General features: G+C 53.9%; 20 protein-coding genes. 7 read left to right on the top strand and 13 right to left on the bottom strand.

All coding sequences use genetic code 11. The features are described from left to right. Positions 1-36: 36 nt before the first annotated feature. A complete protein-coding gene (map, locus tag BMX00_RS13045; RefSeq protein WP_090829480.1) occupies positions 37-837 on the bottom strand; it encodes a type I methionyl aminopeptidase in 801 nt (266 codons plus the stop codon). 635 nt (positions 838-1,472) lie between these two features. Then, positions 1,473-2,084 (bottom strand): SPOR domain-containing protein, encoded by a 612-nt coding sequence (locus BMX00_RS13040; RefSeq protein ID WP_090829458.1) that lies wholly within the window; start codon positions 2,082-2,084, stop codon positions 1,473-1,475. A 561-nt stretch (positions 2,085-2,645) separates the two neighbouring features. Between BMX00_RS13040 and BMX00_RS13035 the strand changes: the two genes are divergently transcribed. Further along, positions 2,646-3,296, top strand: coding sequence for a c-type cytochrome (locus BMX00_RS13035; protein ID WP_342707163.1), 651 nt, complete (start codon positions 2,646-2,648; stop codon positions 3,294-3,296). A 55-nt stretch (positions 3,297-3,351) separates the two neighbouring features. Here the strand turns inward: BMX00_RS13035 and hemL are convergent, their stop codons facing one another. Genes hemL through thiD form a run of 3 tightly spaced genes read right to left on the bottom strand, consistent with a single transcriptional unit; the run spans position 3,352 to position 6,150 of the window. Then, complete coding sequence (gene hemL / locus BMX00_RS13030; protein WP_090829456.1) at positions 3,352-4,653, bottom strand: glutamate-1-semialdehyde 2,1-aminomutase; 1,302 nt, start codon at positions 4,651-4,653, stop codon at positions 3,352-3,354. Between the two features lie 13 nt (positions 4,654-4,666). Then, a complete protein-coding gene (thiE, locus tag BMX00_RS13025) occupies positions 4,667-5,314 on the bottom strand; it encodes a thiamine phosphate synthase (protein ID WP_090829455.1) in 648 nt (215 codons plus the stop codon). Then, a complete protein-coding gene (gene thiD / locus BMX00_RS13020; RefSeq protein WP_090829454.1) occupies positions 5,311-6,150 on the bottom strand; it encodes a bifunctional hydroxymethylpyrimidine kinase/phosphomethylpyrimidine kinase in 840 nt (279 codons plus the stop codon). Before thiD ends, thiE begins: the two co-directional genes overlap by 4 nt. A 49-nt stretch (positions 6,151-6,199) precedes the next feature. Between thiD and BMX00_RS13015 the strand changes: the two genes are divergently transcribed. Beyond that, positions 6,200-6,388, top strand: a complete 189-nt coding sequence (locus tag BMX00_RS13015; RefSeq protein WP_090829453.1) for a rubredoxin — start codon at positions 6,200-6,202, stop codon at positions 6,386-6,388. Positions 6,389-6,392: 4 nt separating this feature from the next. Beyond that, on the top strand, positions 6,393-6,782 hold the full coding sequence (gene gloA / locus BMX00_RS13010; RefSeq protein WP_090829452.1) for a lactoylglutathione lyase: 390 nt from the start codon (positions 6,393-6,395) through the stop codon (positions 6,780-6,782). A 22-nt stretch (positions 6,783-6,804) separates the two neighbouring features. Here the strand turns inward: gloA and BMX00_RS13005 are convergent, their stop codons facing one another. The 6 genes from BMX00_RS13005 to purM form a co-directional block, all read right to left on the bottom strand. Further along, complete coding sequence (locus BMX00_RS13005; protein WP_090829451.1) at positions 6,805-7,101, bottom strand: hypothetical protein; 297 nt, start codon at positions 7,099-7,101, stop codon at positions 6,805-6,807. A 12-nt stretch (positions 7,102-7,113) separates the two neighbouring features. After that, positions 7,114-8,439, bottom strand: coding sequence for a mechanosensitive ion channel family protein (locus tag BMX00_RS13000; protein ID WP_090829450.1), 1,326 nt, complete (start codon positions 8,437-8,439; stop codon positions 7,114-7,116). Between the two features lie 458 nt (positions 8,440-8,897). After that, on the bottom strand, positions 8,898-10,154 hold the full coding sequence (locus BMX00_RS12995) for an RsmB/NOP family class I SAM-dependent RNA methyltransferase (protein WP_090829449.1): 1,257 nt from the start codon (positions 10,152-10,154) through the stop codon (positions 8,898-8,900). A gap of 134 nt (positions 10,155-10,288) precedes the next feature. Next, the gene (locus BMX00_RS12990; RefSeq protein WP_245728071.1) at positions 10,289-11,065 is read right to left on the bottom strand and encodes a DUF3108 domain-containing protein; all 777 of its coding nucleotides are present in this window, start codon (positions 11,063-11,065) and stop codon (positions 10,289-10,291) included. 13 nt (positions 11,066-11,078) lie between these two features. Then, positions 11,079-11,720, bottom strand: a complete 642-nt coding sequence (gene purN / locus BMX00_RS12985) for a phosphoribosylglycinamide formyltransferase (protein WP_090829448.1) — start codon at positions 11,718-11,720, stop codon at positions 11,079-11,081. Between the two features lie 42 nt (positions 11,721-11,762). Continuing rightward, positions 11,763-12,821, bottom strand: coding sequence for a phosphoribosylformylglycinamidine cyclo-ligase (gene purM, locus BMX00_RS12980; protein ID WP_090829447.1), 1,059 nt, complete (start codon positions 12,819-12,821; stop codon positions 11,763-11,765). Positions 12,822-13,031: 210 nt separating this feature from the next. Between purM and hda the strand changes: the two genes are divergently transcribed. From hda to BMX00_RS12960, 4 genes are all read left to right on the top strand, one after another. Beyond that, on the top strand, positions 13,032-13,709 hold the full coding sequence (gene hda, locus BMX00_RS12975; protein ID WP_090829446.1) for a DnaA regulatory inactivator Hda: 678 nt from the start codon (positions 13,032-13,034) through the stop codon (positions 13,707-13,709). Next, positions 13,706-14,368, top strand: a complete 663-nt coding sequence (locus tag BMX00_RS12970; RefSeq protein ID WP_090829445.1) for a histidinol-phosphatase — start codon at positions 13,706-13,708, stop codon at positions 14,366-14,368. Before hda ends, BMX00_RS12970 begins: the two co-directional genes overlap by 4 nt. A gap of 305 nt (positions 14,369-14,673) precedes the next feature. After that, a complete protein-coding gene (locus tag BMX00_RS12965) occupies positions 14,674-15,666 on the top strand; it encodes a FecCD family ABC transporter permease (protein WP_245728069.1) in 993 nt (330 codons plus the stop codon). A gap of 66 nt (positions 15,667-15,732) precedes the next feature. Beyond that, on the top strand, positions 15,733-16,542 hold the full coding sequence (locus BMX00_RS12960) for a 4'-phosphopantetheinyl transferase family protein (RefSeq protein WP_090829444.1): 810 nt from the start codon (positions 15,733-15,735) through the stop codon (positions 16,540-16,542). 26 nt (positions 16,543-16,568) lie between these two features. Here the strand turns inward: BMX00_RS12960 and BMX00_RS12955 are convergent, their stop codons facing one another. Then, positions 16,569-17,204, bottom strand: coding sequence for a class I SAM-dependent methyltransferase (locus tag BMX00_RS12955; RefSeq protein WP_090829443.1), 636 nt, complete (start codon positions 17,202-17,204; stop codon positions 16,569-16,571). Continuing rightward, positions 17,201-19,554 (bottom strand): non-ribosomal peptide synthetase (locus BMX00_RS12950; RefSeq protein WP_143053112.1); only part of this gene is annotated, 2,354 nt, incomplete at its 5' end. The genes BMX00_RS12950 and BMX00_RS12955, both read right to left, overlap by 4 nt.

The following is a 19,554-nucleotide window of genomic DNA, read 5'->3' as shown; positions in this document are numbered from 1 at the left end:
CGGGACTTTCCGATGGCCTTGCGGGAACGCATGACATCAGACGCGGAATGCAGGTTTCGGCGGTGAGCCAGCGGATAGCGTCAGCACTTCATAGCCGGAATCCGTGACTAAAATGGTATGTTCCCATTGGGCGGACAGACTATGGTCTTTGGTTACAATAGTCCAGCCGTCGGCCATTTGACGTATCGGGGCTTTCCCTGCGTTGATCATGGGCTCAACCGTGAAGATCATTCCGGCTTCGAGCTTCAACCCGGTATGGGCGCGGCCATAGTGAAGCACCTGCGGCTCCTCGTGGAATTTTACGCCGATACCGTGGCCGCAAAATTCTCTCACTATGCTGTACCCATGACTTTCCGCGAAGCGCTGGATGGCGTGGCCAATATCGCCCAGTTGCTTGCCTGACTTAATCTCTTCGATACCGCGCCACATCGACTCATAAGTAATTTCGCATAGCCGCCTGGCCTGGATCCCCGGTTCGCCGATATAGTACATGCGGCTGGTATCGCCGTGATAGCCGTCCTTGATGACGGTCACGTCAATATTGAGGATATCGCCGGATTTAAGCCTTTTTTCACCTGGTACACCATGGCACACCTGATGGTTGACGGAAGTGCAAATCGATTTAGGATAAGGCGGATAGCCCGGCGGAGCGTAATTGAGCGGAGCAGGAATTGTATCCTGCACATTGACCATATAATCGTGGCACAGTGTATCGAGCTCAGCGGTGGTAATGCCCGGCTTGACGAAAGGCGTGATGTAATCCAGCACCTCCGACGCGAGCTTGCCTGCTATGCGCATTTTCTCTATCTCTTCCTGGGACTTGAGAGGCACCGTCATAAATAGCTTTTTAAATAGAATAAGTAGAATTATATGATGGGGGCTGCCGCATCGTATTGCAAGATCTGCATCCGGCATGGAGCATAGATCGGAGAATCACGAAGTCTGGTCGCTGCGGGTGACGCAATGACGTGTGAGCGCGAACCCCCGTTTTGATAGTTAAGGCAATCGACCCGTCGCGCCCAGGCGATTATCACCTAAAGCGGTAGTTGGACAGGCTGATGTGAGCGGCTTTTGGGGTGCAGGGCAAAGCGCAATAACGCTGAAGGGGCCACCGCGAAGGGCGGAGCAGCGCCTTCAACAGTGCCTTCCCTAGGAAGGTGGGACCCCGCAGCGGGATACGGGCGCCCCGGGGCATACCATAAGCGATCGCGGTATGCACGGGATCATCGCCCACGCCGACCGATCCCCGCTTCGCGGGTTCCACTGGGCGACGCTCTGCGGGGGGGAGCAGCGCCCATTCCGAGGAGTTGCAACGCAGCTATGTGCCGCAAAAACCCTCCAATCCGCCCTGTAGCGAACTCACCAAAGAAATGAAGGCAAAAAAGGTGAAAGTCAGGCGCGCAAAAAATCTTTGCGAATCAGTTCCAACTGAAAGATGAGCGGTCAACTGCCGGATCCAGGTTCAATGCTTATCAAACTTTATTATTGGTGGACTCGCACTTGATGGTCTTAAGCTCGGTGTGGGGGAATGCCTGTTTCAACTCTACCATCTTGTCGACCACGCTCTGCGGCGGTTCAGCGATAACAAATTTCATCTGCTCCAGGTTGCGGGCGCCGATGATGGCCGACCTTACGCCCTTGCTTCTGAGCGCCCCCAAAAAAGCCTGAGCATCTTCTATATTTTGAAAAAACCCCATAGAGATGGCGTTATTCCATTTATTGTTATCCTGAACGTGGGTATGGGTTGTGACCCCTAGCTTTTCCAGCTCCTCGATTTTTCGCTCGGCATGAAATTTACTCCTGAGCGGGGGGATATGCACCCAAAACACCGGAACTTTGCCGGTGGTTTGCGGATTTATTTTGTCGATCAACTGCTGGCCGGCAAGCGCGGCTTGGACGCGCGGCAGATCGGCTTCAATAAAATTGCCCCACTCCAGACAAGTGGTGAACTGGGATACCGACCTTATTTTTTCTGGTTGAAGTTCAGTCGGCAATTGCAGGGCACCGCTTGTGTCCGGTTTCAATTGAATATAGGCCGCGAGCGCGACGTTAAAAAATAGCAGCAAGAAAAACAATATTTTCATTTTTTTTGGCTTTATATGTTACACAAGTCTTTCTTTTGTATAGTCTCTCTTTTTATAGCAAACTAATTATCCGGTTTCTCCTTTCCCTCCACATTTCTTCCGTGATCTTCCCCCGATCTCTCCTTTCTTTGTGGCGGCCCTGCAGATTCGATTGTGGTCCAGTTCAGATTGTGGTCCAGTTTATTATTTAGGTACTTGTATAACTCACCTCTTGCATAGTCGCGCCTTTAATCTTTAATTGCCCGCGGCGATCGGCTCACGAACCGCTACCATCACAGGCGGCGGTCTCATTAGTAAACGGGAATTAAACGTAAAGCCCGTTTTTAAGGAACCTCCGCGGACTAATTAAAGTTTTACGGGTAGATTCACCCGATTTTTGACAGCCATGTTTCTCTGCAAAATAATCGCGGAGAATAAGGTAAGTGCAATACCAAGGTTCGGGCTAGCGTAACGAATAGCATGCCAGAACTTTATTGTTGTGGACCAGTCGCCGTCTTGATAAAATACAATGTTAATGGCATGGTTATGACTTTTCTTCCGGAGCATCAAGGAATGCGTGGCATGAAATTGGTTTCAAGCATGATCGCACTGGCCATACTGGCCCTATCCAATCATATTTTCGCCGAAACTGCTCCGGGAACTGGCAAGACCAAGGGCGACCCGGCCAAAGGCCAGCAAATTGCGACGCAGGTTTGCGCGGGATGCCACAACCCGGACGGTAATAGCGTCATCCCAACTAATCCAAGCCTGGCCGGCCAGCATGCCGAGTATATCACCAAGCAACTGGAGAATTTCAAGTCTCAAGAGGGTAAGCCGCCAGAGCGCGCGAGCCCGATTATGGGCGCAATGGTGGCGCCGCTTTCAGCGGAAGATATGAAGAATCTTGGCGCTTACTATGCTCAACAAGTTCCAAAACCTGTAGGAGCAAAGGACAAGCCGCTGGCGGAACAGGGTGAGAAAATATATCGCGGGGGCAATCTGGAGACCGGCGTGCCCGCCTGTGCCGGTTGTCATTCTCCCAACGGGGTTGGCATTCCACCCAGCTATCCGCGTATTGCCGGGCAACACGGGGAGTATGTGCTGGCCCAGTTACGCGCTTTCCGTACCGAAGAGCGCACTAAAGATCCCAATAACGTGATGCATATGATCGCCTCGCGTATGAGCGAACGGGAAATGCGGACAGTCTCCGAGTTTATTGCCGGCTTGCGTTGAGCCTGTGTTAAAAAAAGCGGTCTGACCCAAGCCGCTTTTTATTGCGATTTTGCAATTATCCATTTCTTGATTCCAGACTCCAGGCACTGAATATCCGTTCAGCTGCAGCCAGCGTATCGCTGATTTCAGTTTCACCATGGGCCGCGGAAACAAACCCGGCCTCGAATGCCGAGGGAGCAAAGTAGATGCCTTCCCGGAGCATAGCGTGAAAAAAGCGATTGAACGCTTCCCGATCGCAACCCATCACCTCGGCATAACTGGACGGTAAATTATTCCGGAAGTAGAGGCCGAACATGCCTCCCACCGCCTGCGCGCAAAAATCGATATCGTGTTTTTTTGCTGCGCCGGCGAGACCTTCAGTGAGTTGACGGGTACTGGCCGCAAGGTTCTCATAGAATCGCGGTGCTTGCACTTGTTTCAAGGTTGCAAGCCCGGCTGCCACCGCAACAGGATTACCCGAAAGCGTACCTGCCTGGTATACCGCTCCCACCGGAGCCAGACATTGCATAATGTTTCGTCTGCCGCCAAAAGCAGCCATCGGCATACCGCCGCCGATCACTTTACCGAGCGTGGTGAGATCGGGTTTGATGCCGAAAAGCCCCTGGGCGCATTCCAATCCCACCCGAAAGCCCGTCATCACTTCGTCAAAGATCAATACGCTGCCATGTTTTGTACATAGCTCACGTATTCCTGCCAGGAAACCGGGCTTAGGCGCGACCAGATTCATATTGCCCGCGACAGGTTCGACGATGACTGCGGCAATTTTATCGCCAAACTGGTTGAATGCCTGTTCCACTCCAGCGAGATCGTTATAGTCCAGCACCATGGTGCTGGAGGCGGTTTCCTCAGGAACTCCGGCGGAGCTCGGATGGCCGAAAGTCAAGGCGCCCGAACCTGCCTTTACCAGCAAGGCGTCATCATGGCCGTGATAACAACCCTCGAATTTGATGATGCGGTTCCTGCTGGTATAGCCTCGCGCCAGTCGAATGGCGCTCATGGTGGCTTCCGTACCCGAACTCACCAGTCTCACCTGCTCAATCGAAGAAACCAGCTTGCACAGCAGTTCCGCTATTTCCAGTTCCGCCTCCGTGGGTGCTCCAAAAGTCAAGCCGTTTTGTGCCGCTGCCTCTACCGCTTCAATCACCTCGGGATGAGCGTGACCCAGAATCAGTGGACCCCAGGAGCCCACATAATCGATATAGGTTTTGTCATCCGCATCCCATACATGGGCGCCTTTTCCCCGCCGGAAAAACACAGGCGTACCCCCCACCGATTTGAAGGCACGCACCGGTGAGTTAACGCCGCCAGGGATATATTTTTGGGAGCGTTCAAATAGCTGCTGATTACGAGAGATCATTTAATAGCCCATGCTAGTGAGTAATGGAATTACAGTTTCGGTTGAATAATCCGGCAAAACTTTCAGCCGCGGATTGAATGTTCTGGACTTCGAACAAGGCGCTGCTCACGGCCACGGCAACGGCGCCTTCCTGTATCAGCTCTCCGGCAGCCCTCGCCGTAATGCCTCCGATAGCGACAACCGGAACGCAGAGTGTTGCCTTCGCGCGACGCAGCAGATCCATGGATGCCCGTACTGCGCCGGGTTTGGTTGAGGAAACATAAAAAGCGCCGAATGCCACATAATCCGCACCTTGACGCTCGGCTTCGAACGCATGCTCCAGCCGGTTGTAACAGGAAGCCCCAACGATTTTTCCATCCCCCAGCTTGCGCCGCGCTTCAGCAATTGAGGCATCGCCCTGTCCCACATGCACGCCGTCGGCGTTGACCTCGACGGCGAGGTCAAGATGATCATTAACGATCAAAGGTACGTAAAATTCGCGACAGAGGCTGGCAAGCAAGCGGGCCTGTTCCAACCGCAGCACAGCATTCGCTGTCTTGTTACGATATTGGATCAGGCGGGCTCCTCCCGCGAGTACCTGCCGCGTCATGCTAACCAGGCTTGCGGTATCGGCAATATCCGGGGTGATCGCATACAAGCCGTCAACTTTCGGCCGTGTCATCCTGCCTTATTCACATCCGTGGTATCGGGCTCATCGCGAGCCCAGAACAACCGGTCTGGCAGAAACTGCCCCATACCCGGGCGAAATCCGGCTTTCAGCGATTGCCAGGTATATTCCTGCGCCTCATATACACCCTCAGCCATGGGCAGGCCATTGGCAAGCGCGGCGGCGATTGCGGAAGCAAGTGTGCAGCCCGACCCGTGGTAGGAACCCTCCAATCGGCGCCAGGAATCGGTACGCACGACACCACCGGTTCCGTATAGATTATTGACCACCTGAGAAGTATTTTCATGAGTTCCGGTAATCAGCACATATTCACAGCCCATCTGTAAAAGCCGGTCTGCGCATTGACTCAAACCCGGCATATCGTTTTCATCGTCATCATCCTGCGCGAGTCGACGTGCTTCCAGGCTATTGGGTGTGATGATCGTGACTTGTGGAAGCAACAGCTCGCGCATCGCTATCAGCATATCATCGCTGGCCAGTTCGTCACCGCGGCCCGACGCAAGCACCGGGTCCAGCACCAGCGGTATGTTGGGGTAATCCGAGATTACTTCGGCGATGGCTGTAATAATTTCCACGCTACCCAGCATGCCCATTTTGAACACGTGTACCGGCATATCTTCTAGAACCGCGCGCGCCTGATCCGTTACCCATTCGGGATCCAGCGCCAGCACATTGTCTACCCCGGCGGTATCCTGTATGGTAATGGCGGTGATCACTGATAGCGGATGGCAACCCATGCTCGCCAGAGTGAGGATATCAGCCTGAATACCGGCGCCACCGCTGGAGTCGCTCGCAGCGAAAGAAAGTACAATTGGGGGTGGCTGAGACATAGACGAATACCGTAAAATATCATTTTAACCTAGATTACGCTCGCTCATCATGCCTACCACCGAAACTCGCGTTTACCGTTGCTATATGTGCCTCATTTGTGGCTTCATTTACGACGAAGCCGAAGGGTCGCCAGCGGAAGGTATTCCTCCCGGGACGCGGTGGGAAGATGTGCCGATGAATTGGACTTGTCCGGAATGCGCGGCACGCAAGGAAGATTTTGAGATGGTGGAGATTTAAACAAATGCGCATCCTCCATACCATGCTGCGCGTCGGCGACCTGGAGAAATCGATTGCTTTTTACACCGACGTCGTGGGGATGAAGCTGCTGCGCCGCAAGGATTACCCCGAGGGGAAATTTACTTTGGCGTTTGTCGGTTATCAGGATGAAGCCGATGGCGCGGTACTGGAACTGACCCATAATTGGGATACCAAAAAATATGACCTGGGCGCGGGCTATGGGCATATAGCGATCGAAGTGGACAATGCTTACCAGGCTTGCGAGGAAGTGAAAAAGCGCGGCGGCAAGGTTACTCGAGAAGCAGGGCCGATGAAACATGGCGCCACCGTGATTGCATTCATTGAAGATCCCGATGGCTACAAGATCGAGTTCATACAGAAAAAGACCGTATGAGCACGCCGGACTTCAACCAAGGCTAAGGCGCATCCTCATCCTGCTTTTCCTGCCACATGAGATACAAGACGGCTATGATGATTATAGTGACGGGCAGGAGAACGTATAAGCCAAGTGCATAACCCGCCCCGTCGCCGTGATCATGAGGAGGCGGAGTGGTGGTTATCTTGTAGCCATGAAAAAGGCTGACTGTGAGGACGAGGACGAGGCCCGCGAGCCGACGGTTCTGAATCACGATGCGGCCGGTCACGTGGTTGAGTAAGTGCGCGGCATAATAACCGATAAAATAAATGGCCGTATAAAAGATCAGCGCGCCCATAGGTTTCTTAAATCAATCCGGTGCCTTATTGATTTCCTTCGTGCATTCCTGTTTTACCGGCCGCAGTAGCCGCACTTCACGCTGCGGGAATGGGATCTCGATACCATTTTTTTGAAACTCGGACCAGATTTCGAGATTGAGATTCGAGCGCAGCCGCAATATCCCTCCCTCTGGGTCTTCCACCCATATGAACAGTTCCAGGTTGATCCCGTTGTCGACAAATTCCTTGAGAAATACGACCGGCTCCGGGTCGGTCAATATCTGGGGCCTTTTTTTTGCAGCGTCCAGCATGATGTTCATGGCAGTCTCAACGGGGCTTGTGTAGCTGACCTGGAATGGCAGAATCAGGCGCATCCGCCGGTTCGAGTAAGTCTGGCTGATAACTGCCGAGGTAATGAAGGTATCATTGGGAATAAGGGCTTCGGTGCCATCGTCGCTCTTGAGCACCACATATCGCGTGGTGAGCGACGTCACTTCACCTTTGCGATTGTCGACCGCTACCACATCGCCGATATGCAGCGAGCGATCCAGCAGAATGATGAATCCGCTGATATAGTTACTCGCGATTTTTTGCAGTCCCAATCCGAGCCCGACGCCCAGCGCCCCCCCGAACACCGATAGGACAGTGACATCTACACCTACCATGGGCAAGGCAATCAGCACGCCTATAAGAATAAGAATGGTGCGGCTGATTTTCGACAGGATCACTCGCTGGTTGATATCCAGCGCCGTGGCCTCCATGATGCGTGTTTCGAGCGAACTGGCGAGCCAGAGCGCCAGCAGCATGCTTGCCGTGAACGCAAGGAATCCCTGAATGATCAACAATACGGAAAGTCGATGCTTACCGATGTGGAAGGAAATATCGTCAAGGAGCGTCAGGATTTCAGGCAGCAAACCTGTAATATAAAGTGCCAGCCCGAGCCACACGGCCCAACCGATAAACCGCTCCCAGGGATGCAGCCATTCCTGGCTGGAGAAAACTCTGCGAAGGGCGTAAACGGTGACCCGGATGAGTGCGAGGGCAAATAACAGGGGGATGGCGACGTTGAGAAGATGGGTCGGATACCAGTGGCTTAGCGCCCATTTGCCCGCAACGACCAGCGCAAGCGCGAAAAGCGGAAACATGAGCCGGCTCATGCTGCGAGCACTGATGTTCAGTACATCCAGTGTAAGGCCTGGACCTACCCGCGAGGCCATCCGCTTTTCCAATTGCCGCTTCAACAGCCATGCGATCCCCAGACTCGCGAGTAGCACCGCAATCTGCCACAGAACAACTATTTCCTGCGCGTTGGATATCAGGTTGCGTAGCAGGCTGTGGAATTCGTTATTGGATTGCATCAAGGAATCCCTGAAACCAGCCTCCTCCACCGAAGTTTACCGAGGCTTAATTTATAACCGAGTTATGCAGCTGAAACGATGACGCTCACAATGGAATCGGAGTACGACGGGTCATAGTTTGGCCTGCGATGCCAAGGAGCGCAATGGTGGCGGCCAAAGCATTGTCCGAGCGGTCCACGAAGCCCGGACCGGGCAGTCGACGCCTGGGAGCGTAGTACGAGGGAACTGGCGAAGCCGGGATCGGGCAGCGGAGGGGATGCCCACGACCGTGTTCCCTGAAACTCATCACTTCAAAACCGCTCACTCTCAGGTTGCACCTTCCTGTGGAAGGCATTGCTCCACCCTGCTCGGTCGCTCGGTTTGCCTAAGCAGATGACTTGCTCACGTCCTTCTTGTGGGTTCGAGATTGTTAAAATCATTTGAAGGCCACCATGACGATGAAGAAAATCCGCAGCAGATTATTTTTTCAATTCCAGTGCGGCGGCAAAAAAACCATCCGTGCCATGCAGATGGGGTGACAGCTGCAGGAATACGCCCGTGTCGAGCGGAATTTTCTGCTGTGCCAGCAGTTCGGAGCAATTCAGCAGTATAAACTGGGGATGAGTGGCCAGAAAATACTCGACAATTTCCTGATTCTCTTCCGGTAGAAAACTGCAGGTCGCATAAACGAGTCTGCCGCCGGGCTTGAGCAAATGGCTTGCGGAGGACAGGATTGCTGCCTGCTTGCGCTTGAGTTCGTCGACGCTGCGTGGTGATTGCCGCCATTTCAAATCCGGATTACGGCGTAGTGTGCCCAAGCCGCTGCAAGGCGCATCCACCAGTACCCGATCGATCTTTGCGGCCAGACGTTTTATCTTAATGTCGTTTTCATTTCCGATAAGCTGCGGAAACAAATTGGATAAGCCGGAGCGCTTGAGGCGTGGCTTCAGATTATTCAGCCGGCTTTCAGAATTATCGAATGCATAGATTCGACCCTGTGAATGCATCATTGCACCCAGCATCAATGCCTTGCCGCCTGCCCCGGCGCAGAAATCGACTACCATGTCGCGCCGCTTTGGAGCGAGCAGATAGCCCAGCAATTGGCTCCCTTCATCCTGCACTTCCACTTTGCCGCCGACGAACAGCTCATGCCGGTTGATCGCCGGCTTGTCGGAGAGTCGAATACCAATGGGCGAATACAAGGTAGGGCTTCCGTCAATCCCATCCTTTCGAAGCAACGCAAGTACATCATTGCGATTCGCCAACAGTGTATTTACACGCAGATCCAGGGGTGCCGGTTGTTGCAGCGAGCGTCCCAGAGCGAGAATTTCGGTTTCTGCCATGAAACCACTCAGCTTTTCCATCAGCCACCCGGGAAATTCAGCCTGGATTGCAAGCAGCTGCGATGCCGCAGACATTGCCTTGATACCTGCCAAGGATTTTGCTTCGGTTTCACTAACGATCGGTGTCAGCTCCCGCAAATTCAGACCTTGAAACTTGACGAGATAGGCGAGCAGCATGGCTCGCGGCGTAGCGCTATGAACTGCATTCTCGACAAAGAACCGGTGACGCAGAATGCCAAACACGGTTTCGGCAATAAATGCACGGTCATTCGCACCCAGCTTTGGATTTGCGCGAAAAAAATTCCTGAGTATCGCGTCAGCGGGAAATTCCAGCGGAAGCACGGCGCGCAGGGCTGCGGTAGCCATATCCAGATGAGCAGGAGTGAGACGCATCGAAATGTTAATATCGGAAAAAGTGGAGCGGAACAGTACAGCAGCGGAAGCCGGGCCACACGCACGACAAAAATCGTCAAAACGTACGGAAAGAGACGTTTATCCGGATTCTGCCTTGTTGCTGACCCTTGCGATTATTGCAGCCGTCCCTGTTTCAGGCTGTCGGCCTGTTCCCCATAGCTTATTTTTGTAACCATCTGGTCCGTCACAATGCCCATTTTTTCATGCGCAACGATGCGCACCGGCAGCATATGATGTTCGACCGCAAGCCATATCTTTTTGTCGCGCGCGCCGTCTTCATCCACACTCTTGTTCAACTGCTTTGTCAGAACGATGGTTTCCAGTTTACCCATCGGCGTATCCAGCGTTTCCTTACTCACTGCGTAACGTACCAACTCGAGACGCTTGCCGTCGGTTTCATGCAGGTGTACGACCTTGCCTGGAACGGAAGAGAAAATAAAGCTGTAAGGCAGACTCAGCTTATCCTGAGCGTCGGTGGGCAAGGATCTTTGTTCCTCCCTGCCTTTATACTGAAGGGTCAGTGACTTCTTATTCCAGTCAAATATGGCGACCTTGGGCAACTTTTTGCCATGCTGATCCGAAAAGCGCGCAGGACGGAGGACCCCTTTTGCTGTGATCGTCCCCTCGCTGTCGCGCATGACGTTGTCCGGTTGCGTCAGCGCCAGCAGGCCCTTGGCGCGGCCCTCGCTGGAAATACTGTAGCTGCGCGCGCCATTTTCCTGCTTGATTTCGAGTGTATCATTCACTTCGCCTTCCAAGGTTCCCGACGTAATCGAATAACTGATATCCACGCGGGGCGGAATTCCGGCGCCAAAGGCGGGCAGAGCGGAAAAAGCAGCGGAAAAAGCGGACAAGCTTAATCCCAAGAAGACTATACGCAATTTTTTCATCATCTGTTCCTTATCATAATCCTGGCGAATATAAAACTGAGCCACTCACCGCGGGATCAGCGACATGGCTCACGTCAACACCGTTATCGGAGAGCTTAAGCCTGCCCTCCATGAACCAGCGCACGGCTTCAGGATATATTCGATGTTCCTGTTGCAAGACACGGGCCGCGAGGGTTTCCTCGGTGTCGCAGGGCAGGACCGGGACCGCTGCCTGGAGCACTATTGGGCCCCGATCGGTTTGCGGGGTGACAAAATGCACGGTACAGCCGTGTATTTTGACCCCTTCTTTCAAGGCTTGCCTGTGCGAGTTGAGACCGGGAAAAGCAGGCAACAGTGAAGGGTGAACGTTCATCAACCTGCCCTGATAGCGTTTAACAAAACCATCTTCCAGAATGTGCATGAAACCGGCGAGCGCGATCAGGTCTGGCTCATAAGCGTCGATTGTCCTTGCCAGCGCGGTATCGAACGCTTCACGATCCGGGTAAGACCGTCGATCCACTACTCCGGTTTCAATCCCATGCGTTTTCGCGATTTCCAGGCCTGGTGCACTGGGCCTATTGCTGATGACCGCGCTTATCCTTGCGGGAAGTTTCGCCTCGATCAACGCCTGCATATTGCTGCCGCGGCCGGAGATGAGGATAACAAGAGACTTCACTGTATCAGCGGCTGGCCACAGAGGGGGCTGGTATGCTGCCTATCATTCAATGACAGTTTGCGCTGAATTCGCATGGCGTGGCCGAATCGTGCCGATGTGCCATACCGTTTCCCCGGCGATTCGCAATAATCTTAAAGCAGTATCGGCAAATTCCGGCGCGACGATCACTACCATGCCAATTCCGCAATTGAATACGCGGTACATTTCACTATCGGTCACACTGCCCTGCTGTTGCAGCCATCGAAAAAGCGGAGGCATATCCCACGTGTCTTTTTTCAGTATCGCGCAAATGCCATCTGGCAGAACGCGCGGAATATTTTCCACCAATCCGCCTCCCGTGATGTGTGCCATGCCCTTCACCGGCAAGTGCAGCATCAGTTCAAGCAGTGGTTTTACGTAAATCCGGGTTGGCGCCATAATCACGTCTATCAACGTTTCGCCATTGAAGTCGGCCGACAAGTCGATATTATTTTTTTCGATAATCTTGCGGATCAGTGAATAACCATTCGAATGCGCGCCGCTGGAGGCAAGGCCCAGTATCGCATCACCTTCACGGATGGCCGCGCCGGTAATGATGCGGTCCTTTTCCACTACCCCCACGGCGAAGCCTGCAAGATCGTATTCTCCTTCGGGATACATGCCCGGCATTTCCGCTGTTTCCCCGCCGATCAAAGCACAACCCGCCTGTTCGCAACCCGCCGCAATACCTTTGATTACCCGGCTGGCAGTATCGACGTCCAGCCTGCCGCAGGCAAAATAGTCCAGAAAGAATAGTGGTTCCGCTCCTTGAACCAGGACGTCGTTGACGCTCATTGCCACCAGATCAATGCCAATACGGTCGTGTTTGCCGGACTGGAAGGCAAGTTTCAACTTGGTACCCACGCCATCGGTGCCCGATACGAGTACAGGATTTCGGTAACTCTTGGAAATCTCGAATAGCGCCCCGAAGCCGCCGATGCCCGCGAGCACTTCCGGACGCATGGTACGTTTCGCGTAGGGCTTGATAGTTTCTACCAGGCGATCGCCCGCATCGATATCTACTCCCGCTGCGCGGTAGGAAAGTGGAACAGGTTCAGAATTTCCCTTTTTGGATGAAGTCAAGTTGAGTTCTCGTCTTGTTGCGGATAGAGTGTCGCTTTTCAAAAAAGTCGATTTTACCGCAAATGACGCGTGAACATTGCTCAGCCGTGAAGCAACTGATTCCGAACCTAGACCGTATATCCAGGTGATTCGTTTGAGCGTTATATTTACGTCATGTGGTACATCTACACATGGCACATGGGCGACAACCTCTAGATCTTTTCTTTCATCATGAAACAGCTGCTGCTGGATATCGCCCCTTCGCCGCCACCTACGCTGGCTAACTTCGTCCCAGGGCGCAACATTGAACTGCTGCAGACCCTGAGCAATGTCGTTGCGGGATTGGAACGGGAGCGTTTTATTTATTTATGGGGCGGAGCGGGATGCGGCAGAACTCACTTGCTACAGGCCATAGCGGGGATATGCATGCGCCGCAAAATGAATGTGGCCTATTTCTCCTGTGCACCGGAGACTGAATTTATTGCCAGCAGTGAGCCCCATTGCGTAACGGTGGATGACGTGGATCGTCTCAATGCCAAAGCACAAATCAGCTTATTTAATCTTTATAATCACATCCGTGACGAGGGCCATGCGCTTCTTCTGGTAAGCGGTCCGGCCGCTCCGGCGCAACTGAGGTTGCGTGATGATCTCATCACGCGCCTGGGATGGGGGTTGGTTTATCAGGTTCATGAATTGAGCGACGAGGAAAAAATAAAAGCCATGAAATGCCATGCTTTGGGCCGCGGACTCGATCTGCCGCAGGAGGTGTGTGACTATTTGCTGCGGCATGGGAGGCGTGATCTGCCGTCGTTGATGGCCACGCTTGACGCTCTCGACAGTTTTTCTTTAGCTAACCAGCGTAAGGTCACCATCCCGCTGGTGCGTGAATTATTTCAGGCCGTGTCATGAATCTGGCCCTGTTTGACCTCGACAATACTCTCCTGGCTGGCGACAGCGACTTTGAGTGGGCTCAATTCCTGATCGAGAAGCGCGTACTCGACCGTGAGGTGTACGAGGCGCGCAATATGGAATTCTATGAGCAGTACAAGGCGGGCACGCTGGATATACACGAGTTCCTGGATTTTCAGTTGAAGCCACTGTCGCGCCATCCTCGCAACCAGCTTGATGCCTGGCACAGCGAATTCATGAAGAACAGGATAGCGCAACTGATAACGCCGGGCGCGCGGGAGTTGATTAAAAGACATATGCTCGGCCGCGATCTGTGCGTCATCATCACGGCAACCAACAGTTTTGTCACCGGCCCTATCGCGCGCGCATTAGGAATAAACCACCTGATCGCCACTGAACCGGAACAAGAAGACGGGGAATTCACAGGTAAGGTTTTGGGTGTTCCTTGCTTCAGAGAAGGCAAGATAGCCCGGTTGGAAAGCTGGCTGGACGAGCACAACCTCACCTGGCTGTCTTTTCTGGAAAGCTGGTTTTATAGCGATTCACTGAACGATATTCCGTTGCTCAACAAGGTAACCCATCCCGTGGCCGTGGACCCTGACGCCACACTCAAGGGTTACGCGGAAAAAAAAGCCTGGCCCGTCATCAGTCTGCGATAACGTTGCGTCGCTGTACAGGTACGTCATCCTAAATCCGGCAGGTGATCGCTCGGGATTAGCCGGCAGGTATCGCGGTTATTGAAGAAATCAGATTTGCACCTTTTACCCTCTTGATGATTTCGCTACAGGTCCGATTGCACATCGCTCGGCCCGCTCGGCGTTGTTGCTCCCATTGTTTCTCCTTTTGACGGGGGAGCGGCTCTGCGGCGCGTCGCGCGTGGCGGAAAGCCCGAACGCCGCTCACTTGGGCGTGTCCAGCTGCCGGATTCAGGATATAGCCGGGCAGCGAAATCCTGAGATTTTGATTGTCCTCTATTGATGTGATTTTCACGAAACATCGCCCAGTCCTGCTGGTGCTCTTTTTTCTGCTTGGCTTTGGCAGCCTGTTTACGGGGTTACTGTTTGGCAGCGTGAGCGTTCCTTTTTCAGAGATCGTCCAGGCGCTGCTGTTTTCTGCGGACAGCAGCGTTCATCAGATTGTCTGGCAGCTTCGCGTCCCGCGTGTATTGGCCGCATTTGCTTGTGGTGGCCTATTGGCCCTGGCTGGGGCTCTTTTGCAGGTTTTATTACGCAATCCGCTGGCCGATCCTTATATTCTCGGCGTCTCCGGCGGGGCAGCGGTGGGCGCGCTCCTCGCAATGCTGCTGGGGTGGGGCATCGTGTGGGTTAATCTGACATCGCTGGCAGGCGCGTTGGCTGTGGTCGCCCTCGTGTTCGGCTTGAGTTTTCGCGCGGGCGACTGGAATCTATACCGGTTGCTTCTGACAGGCGTGGTGTTATCTGCCGGTTGCACCGCGCTGATTACTTTGATCCTGACCCTGGCGCCTGCCGGCGATGTAAAAGGCATGCTGTTCTGGCTGATGGGCGACGTTTCCCGTGCCGAAGAGTTGCTGCCCGCGTGGGCGGTATTAATTGTTGTGATGGCCATGAGCATGCTCTTTTCCAGTAGTCTCAACGTTCTCAGCCTGGGCCAGATAAAGGCAAAAACGCTGGGTGTGGCGGTGCTGCCGTTGCAGCTCGGGATATACTTTTGCGCGTCATTGGCGACGGTGGCGGCGCTGATACTGGCAGGCGCCATTGGTTTTGTCGGGCTGATTGTGCCGCATGTTGTCCGCTTGCTGGGCGTCCACGATTTTCGCTGGCTTCTGCCATTGTCGGTGCTGCTGGGAGGCAGTTTCCTGACCTTGGCCGATACCCTGGCCCGGACGTTATGGGCGCCTCAGCAATTACCGGTGGGTGTCCTGACAGCATTGCTGGGTGTCCCCATGCTGTTGATATTACTGTCGAGGAAGCAGTGATCGTTTTGGTCTATCTCGACGGGTGGCTGAACCTTTCTCTAACTTCTTCACTGTGGGAGTCAGGTAATGCATGAATTCGTAAATTCAGACATCACCCTTGGATTACCCTTTGAATTACCTATTGAATTACCTGAGGGCGTGGTCCACCTCTGGTATATGACGGTTCCCCCTACGCATATTTCACTTGACCACTGTCTATCGATTCTCGATGAGGAAGAGCGTTATCGGACACATCGGTTCCGTTTTGAGCGCGATCGGGTCCGATTCGTCCTAGGTCGTGCTTCCCTTCGCTGCCTCCTGGCACAATACACGGGTTCTGACCCCGCTCTCATCCGATTCAAGCAGAACCACTACGGTAAACCGTTTCTGCAGTACCCCCCCAGTTCTGTTCAGTTCAATGTGACGCATTCTGGCGATTGCATCGTCCACGCAATCACGCATGGAACCGAGGTCGGGGTAGACGTTGAAGTCATCCGCGATTCTGTTGGGCTTGCCTCAATTTCCTCATATTTTACTGCTGGTGAGCAAGGGTGGCTGCATGCGGCGGACCCTGAGGAGAGGAATACTGTATTTTTCACTTTCTGGATCTGCAAGGAGGCTTACATCAAAGCTCTTGGCCGAGGGCTTTCCAAGTCTTTGGACAGCTTTGAAATAACACTTGGAAAAAGAAAAGAAGGAATCGAGGGAATAGAGGGGATAGAACCCAAGCTTTTTTACGATTCCGAGGATGGCGCTGCATCGGCCTCGTGGCGGCTCGTGCTTTTTGAACCCGGCCGCGATGTGCTGGGCTGCCTCGCCGTTAACGGCGCTTCTAAAATAGTCGAGTTGCGTGAATACGGCCGCGGCACGGCATTACGGCGTATAGCTCTGACGTAGGCCCTAATGCCGCGTCAGACTGAACGTCAGCGCGTCCGGACGAAACATTGGATATAGGCATCACCGGTATCTCTTGCAACATAATCCGTGGTTGCGTACGAAGAATAGGATCGGCGCTCGACAATGATGCGATCGAAGTGGTGGACGAACTGCCAACGAAGTACTGGACGCGTGGAGAAGCAAGGGATGAAAACACCTCCTCGCCGCAACGAGCGTGTCACTGCTGGCATTACTTTCGCCCATAGCGCCTCATCGTCCCATAGCGTGACGGGGACGAGGTAGGGATCGAAAAAGATGCCGTCGAGGCTCTCCGGTTCGATTCCGTGGACATATTCAAAAAAATCTGCTGGAGCGATCTCCAGCGCTGGCGGCGGGGATGGATTGCGTTCGTGAAAAAGCTCAATGACATGTGGAAATTTTTCAACGACGATATGGCGGCGCGTGGCCGGGTTGCCGGCAATACGCAACGCCGAAATGCCCAGTCCCAGGCCCACTTCGAGGAACTCCGAGCCGTATTCACACAGGATATCGGCAGATTCCCACATCAATGCCTTTTCCCACCCTTGCATTGCCTGGCCATCGTCGATGTAGAGCGTGACTTCGCCGTTATCACTTTCGATAAGTTTGATTTCCGGGTTTTCCCTTTGCTGTATCGCGTTCATTGCGCTCTCTCCTCAACGTGCGTTTCAATCATATCATTGGCGGCAAAGCGGCCCAGCAGCGCCTTCAGCTCACTCGAAAACACCAGCTCCCCCAGCGCGGAAATTTTTGCGCGATGGCGCCAGCGCGGCAATGGTTCGATCTTTGGCAAAAGCGTGTTCGCCACCTGTGCTGCCATTACCACAGACGCCAGATCGGCGATAGTCGGGGTCTCAAAAATCTGTTGCAGCGGGACTTCTACGCCGAACTCATCGCGTAACCGGGATATTACTTGAGTCGCCAGGAGAGAGTGTCCGCCGAGGGTGAAGAAATTGTCATGAATACCGATGTGTCTGACTCCCAGCATCTGCTGCCAAATCGCCACAAGCTTTGCCTCAGCAGGGACGCGGGGTGAAACAAAGCTTTCGTCCCGCATTTCTGGCACCGGCAGCGCCAGCCGATTGATCTTACCGCTGGGTGTAATGGGCAGCTTTTCGAGTAGAACGAACACTGACGGCACCATATAATCCGGCAACCGATGGGCGAGATGCCGGCGCAAGTCGTCGTCGGCTGGCGGGTGGCCCGAGTCCGCCGAGTCTGGCGAATCCGCCGAGCCCATCGAGATGTAGGCGACCAGCCGCCGTTCGCCAGCATATTCTTGCGCGATAACCACTGCTTGTTTTGTTTCAGGAAACTCAAGGAGGTGGTTTTCAATCTCGCTCGGTTCTATGCGGTAGCCGCGAATCTTCACCTGGAAATCCCGTCGCCCGATGAACTCAATGCTGCCATCCGGAAGTCTGCGTCCAAGATCACCCGTGCGGTAAAGCCGCCGCCCTCCGTCATCCGACGGGAATGCTGCAATACTGCCCTGCCGCCAGTAACCCATGGCGATGAAGGAACCATGCAGCACGATTTCTCCCGTGCAGTAGACATCTGCAGGTTGTCCGGCATCATCCAGCAACAGAACCTCGATGTCATTAACCGGGTAACCGACGGGTACGGCGTCGCGTACAACCGTTGATTTACTATCTATGAAGCATTGCAGTGCCATCGTCGACTCCGTGAGCCCGTAACCATTGACCAGCAGGCAATCCCGGGGAAAGTGCGCCCGAAAAGAATCAACGTCGCGCCGGTAAACAGCCTCACCGCCGAGGACAACGAGGCGGATTTTTTCCAGACGCTCCATTCCCGTTAGTGCATGGACAAGATGGCGAAATATAGTCGGGGCAGAATGAAAAACCGTAATCTCTTGCTCTATCAGGCAGTCGATGAGCGCCTCGATCCCATGATCCCGCACGGACATCGGATAAACTGCTGCACCGTTAAGCAGGGTGCCGAATATATCCTGAACAGCCGCGTCAACGCCGTACGAAGCGACAAAAGTGAGCCGGTCCTCTGCGCATAAATGCAGGTTGTTGCTGTAGTTCCGAACCTGCGCGAGGACATTGCGGTGAGTCTGCACGACGCCTTTCGGCTCTCCTGTGGATCCCGAGGTGTAGAGAATATAGGCGACTGTATCAGGCGGGACGGGTGGCGGCGGATTGACATCGAAGCGCTCGTTCTCGACAAAAGAAATCACCTGTGCCTGTTCCGTGGAAAATTCATCGATATCGGTCAGGACGGCGGTGGCTGTGGAATCGGCTATAAGCCTCTCAACCCGGGAGACAGGATGAGCAGGATCGAGCGGAACGTATGTTTTGCCTGCTTTCAGCACGCCCAGCATGGCGGCGATCATCTGCCAGCCGTGGTGAAAATACAGAGCGATCCGCTCCTCGCCGGTGCCGCGCAGGGCGAGGAGCGCGTTGGCAATCCGATTGGAAAGTTTTTCCAGTTGTGTATAAGTCAACTGCTCATTTTTTGTGTGGACGGCGATGCTATCGCGATAACGCTCTGCCTGCTCGCGAAAACGGCTTCCTATCGACTGTTCGATCGCTTGCCCGGAAAATTTTATAAATGGACGCATGGGCGCGACCGTGTTGCTTCCCGAAGGTAACTGACGGGTGAGCCGCAGTCGCGCGAGCGGCACGTCAGGGTCGGCAACGATCGCTTGCAGGAGATTGGTGAGGTGGCCAAGCATGTATCCCACGGTGTCGCGCTCAAAAAGATCTCGTGCATAGACCGCGTGGAGCTGGATGGTCCGGTCATATTCGATGGCATAGAGGGTGAGGTCGAATTTTGCTGACTCCTCACCGGAGTCAAAATCAGCTTCGGCAGCGAGTTCGGCGTCAGGCAATTCCGTTTTATCGTCAGGTAAGCGTCCATCGATATTGAGCAGATTAAACATCACCTGGAAGAGCGGGGCCTGGCTCAGATGGCGTTCCGGGGCGAGCCTGGCCACCAGCATCTCGAAGGGCAGATCCTGATGCGCGTATG

The sequence above is a fragment of the Nitrosovibrio tenuis genome (assembly GCF_900109785.1).
In the GTDB taxonomy this organism is placed as follows: Bacteria; Pseudomonadota; Gammaproteobacteria; order Burkholderiales; family Nitrosomonadaceae; genus Nitrosospira; species Nitrosospira tenuis_A.
Note: the sequence above shows the minus strand (reverse complement) of the source record. Positions and strands in the feature narration are given on the sequence as shown.

Excerpts from the sequence above, each read along its gene's own strand:
- hda (WP_090829446.1), top strand. The coding sequence starts at position 13,032 with ATGAAACAGCTGCTGCTGGATATCGCCCCTTCGCCGCCACCTACGCTG.
- BMX00_RS12955 (WP_090829443.1), bottom strand. The coding sequence starts at position 17,204 with ATGAACGCGATACAGCAAAGGGAAAACCCGGAAATCAAACTTATCGAA.
- BMX00_RS13005 (WP_090829451.1), bottom strand. The coding sequence starts at position 7,101 with ATGGGCGCGCTGATCTTTTATACGGCCATTTATTTTATCGGTTATTAT.
- gloA (WP_090829452.1), top strand. The coding sequence starts at position 6,393 with ATGCGCATCCTCCATACCATGCTGCGCGTCGGCGACCTGGAGAAATCG.
- BMX00_RS12995 (WP_090829449.1), bottom strand. The coding sequence starts at position 10,154 with ATGCGTCTCACTCCTGCTCATCTGGATATGGCTACCGCAGCCCTGCGC.
- BMX00_RS12970 (WP_090829445.1), top strand. The coding sequence starts at position 13,706 with ATGAATCTGGCCCTGTTTGACCTCGACAATACTCTCCTGGCTGGCGAC.
- hemL (WP_090829456.1), bottom strand. The coding sequence starts at position 4,653 with ATGATCTCTCGTAATCAGCAGCTATTTGAACGCTCCCAAAAATATATC.
- BMX00_RS12960 (WP_090829444.1), top strand. The coding sequence starts at position 15,733 with ATGCATGAATTCGTAAATTCAGACATCACCCTTGGATTACCCTTTGAA.
- BMX00_RS13035 (WP_342707163.1), top strand. The coding sequence starts at position 2,646 with ATGAAATTGGTTTCAAGCATGATCGCACTGGCCATACTGGCCCTATCC.
- map (WP_090829480.1), bottom strand. The coding sequence starts at position 837 with ATGACGGTGCCTCTCAAGTCCCAGGAAGAGATAGAGAAAATGCGCATA.
- BMX00_RS12990 (WP_245728071.1), bottom strand. The coding sequence starts at position 11,065 with ATGAAAAAATTGCGTATAGTCTTCTTGGGATTAAGCTTGTCCGCTTTT.
- BMX00_RS13000 (WP_090829450.1), bottom strand. The coding sequence starts at position 8,439 with ATGCAATCCAATAACGAATTCCACAGCCTGCTACGCAACCTGATATCC.
- BMX00_RS13015 (WP_090829453.1), top strand. The coding sequence starts at position 6,200 with ATGCCTACCACCGAAACTCGCGTTTACCGTTGCTATATGTGCCTCATT.
- thiD (WP_090829454.1), bottom strand. The coding sequence starts at position 6,150 with ATGTCTCAGCCACCCCCAATTGTACTTTCTTTCGCTGCGAGCGACTCC.
- thiE (WP_090829455.1), bottom strand. The coding sequence starts at position 5,314 with ATGACACGGCCGAAAGTTGACGGCTTGTATGCGATCACCCCGGATATT.
- BMX00_RS13040 (WP_090829458.1), bottom strand. The coding sequence starts at position 2,084 with ATGAAAATATTGTTTTTCTTGCTGCTATTTTTTAACGTCGCGCTCGCG.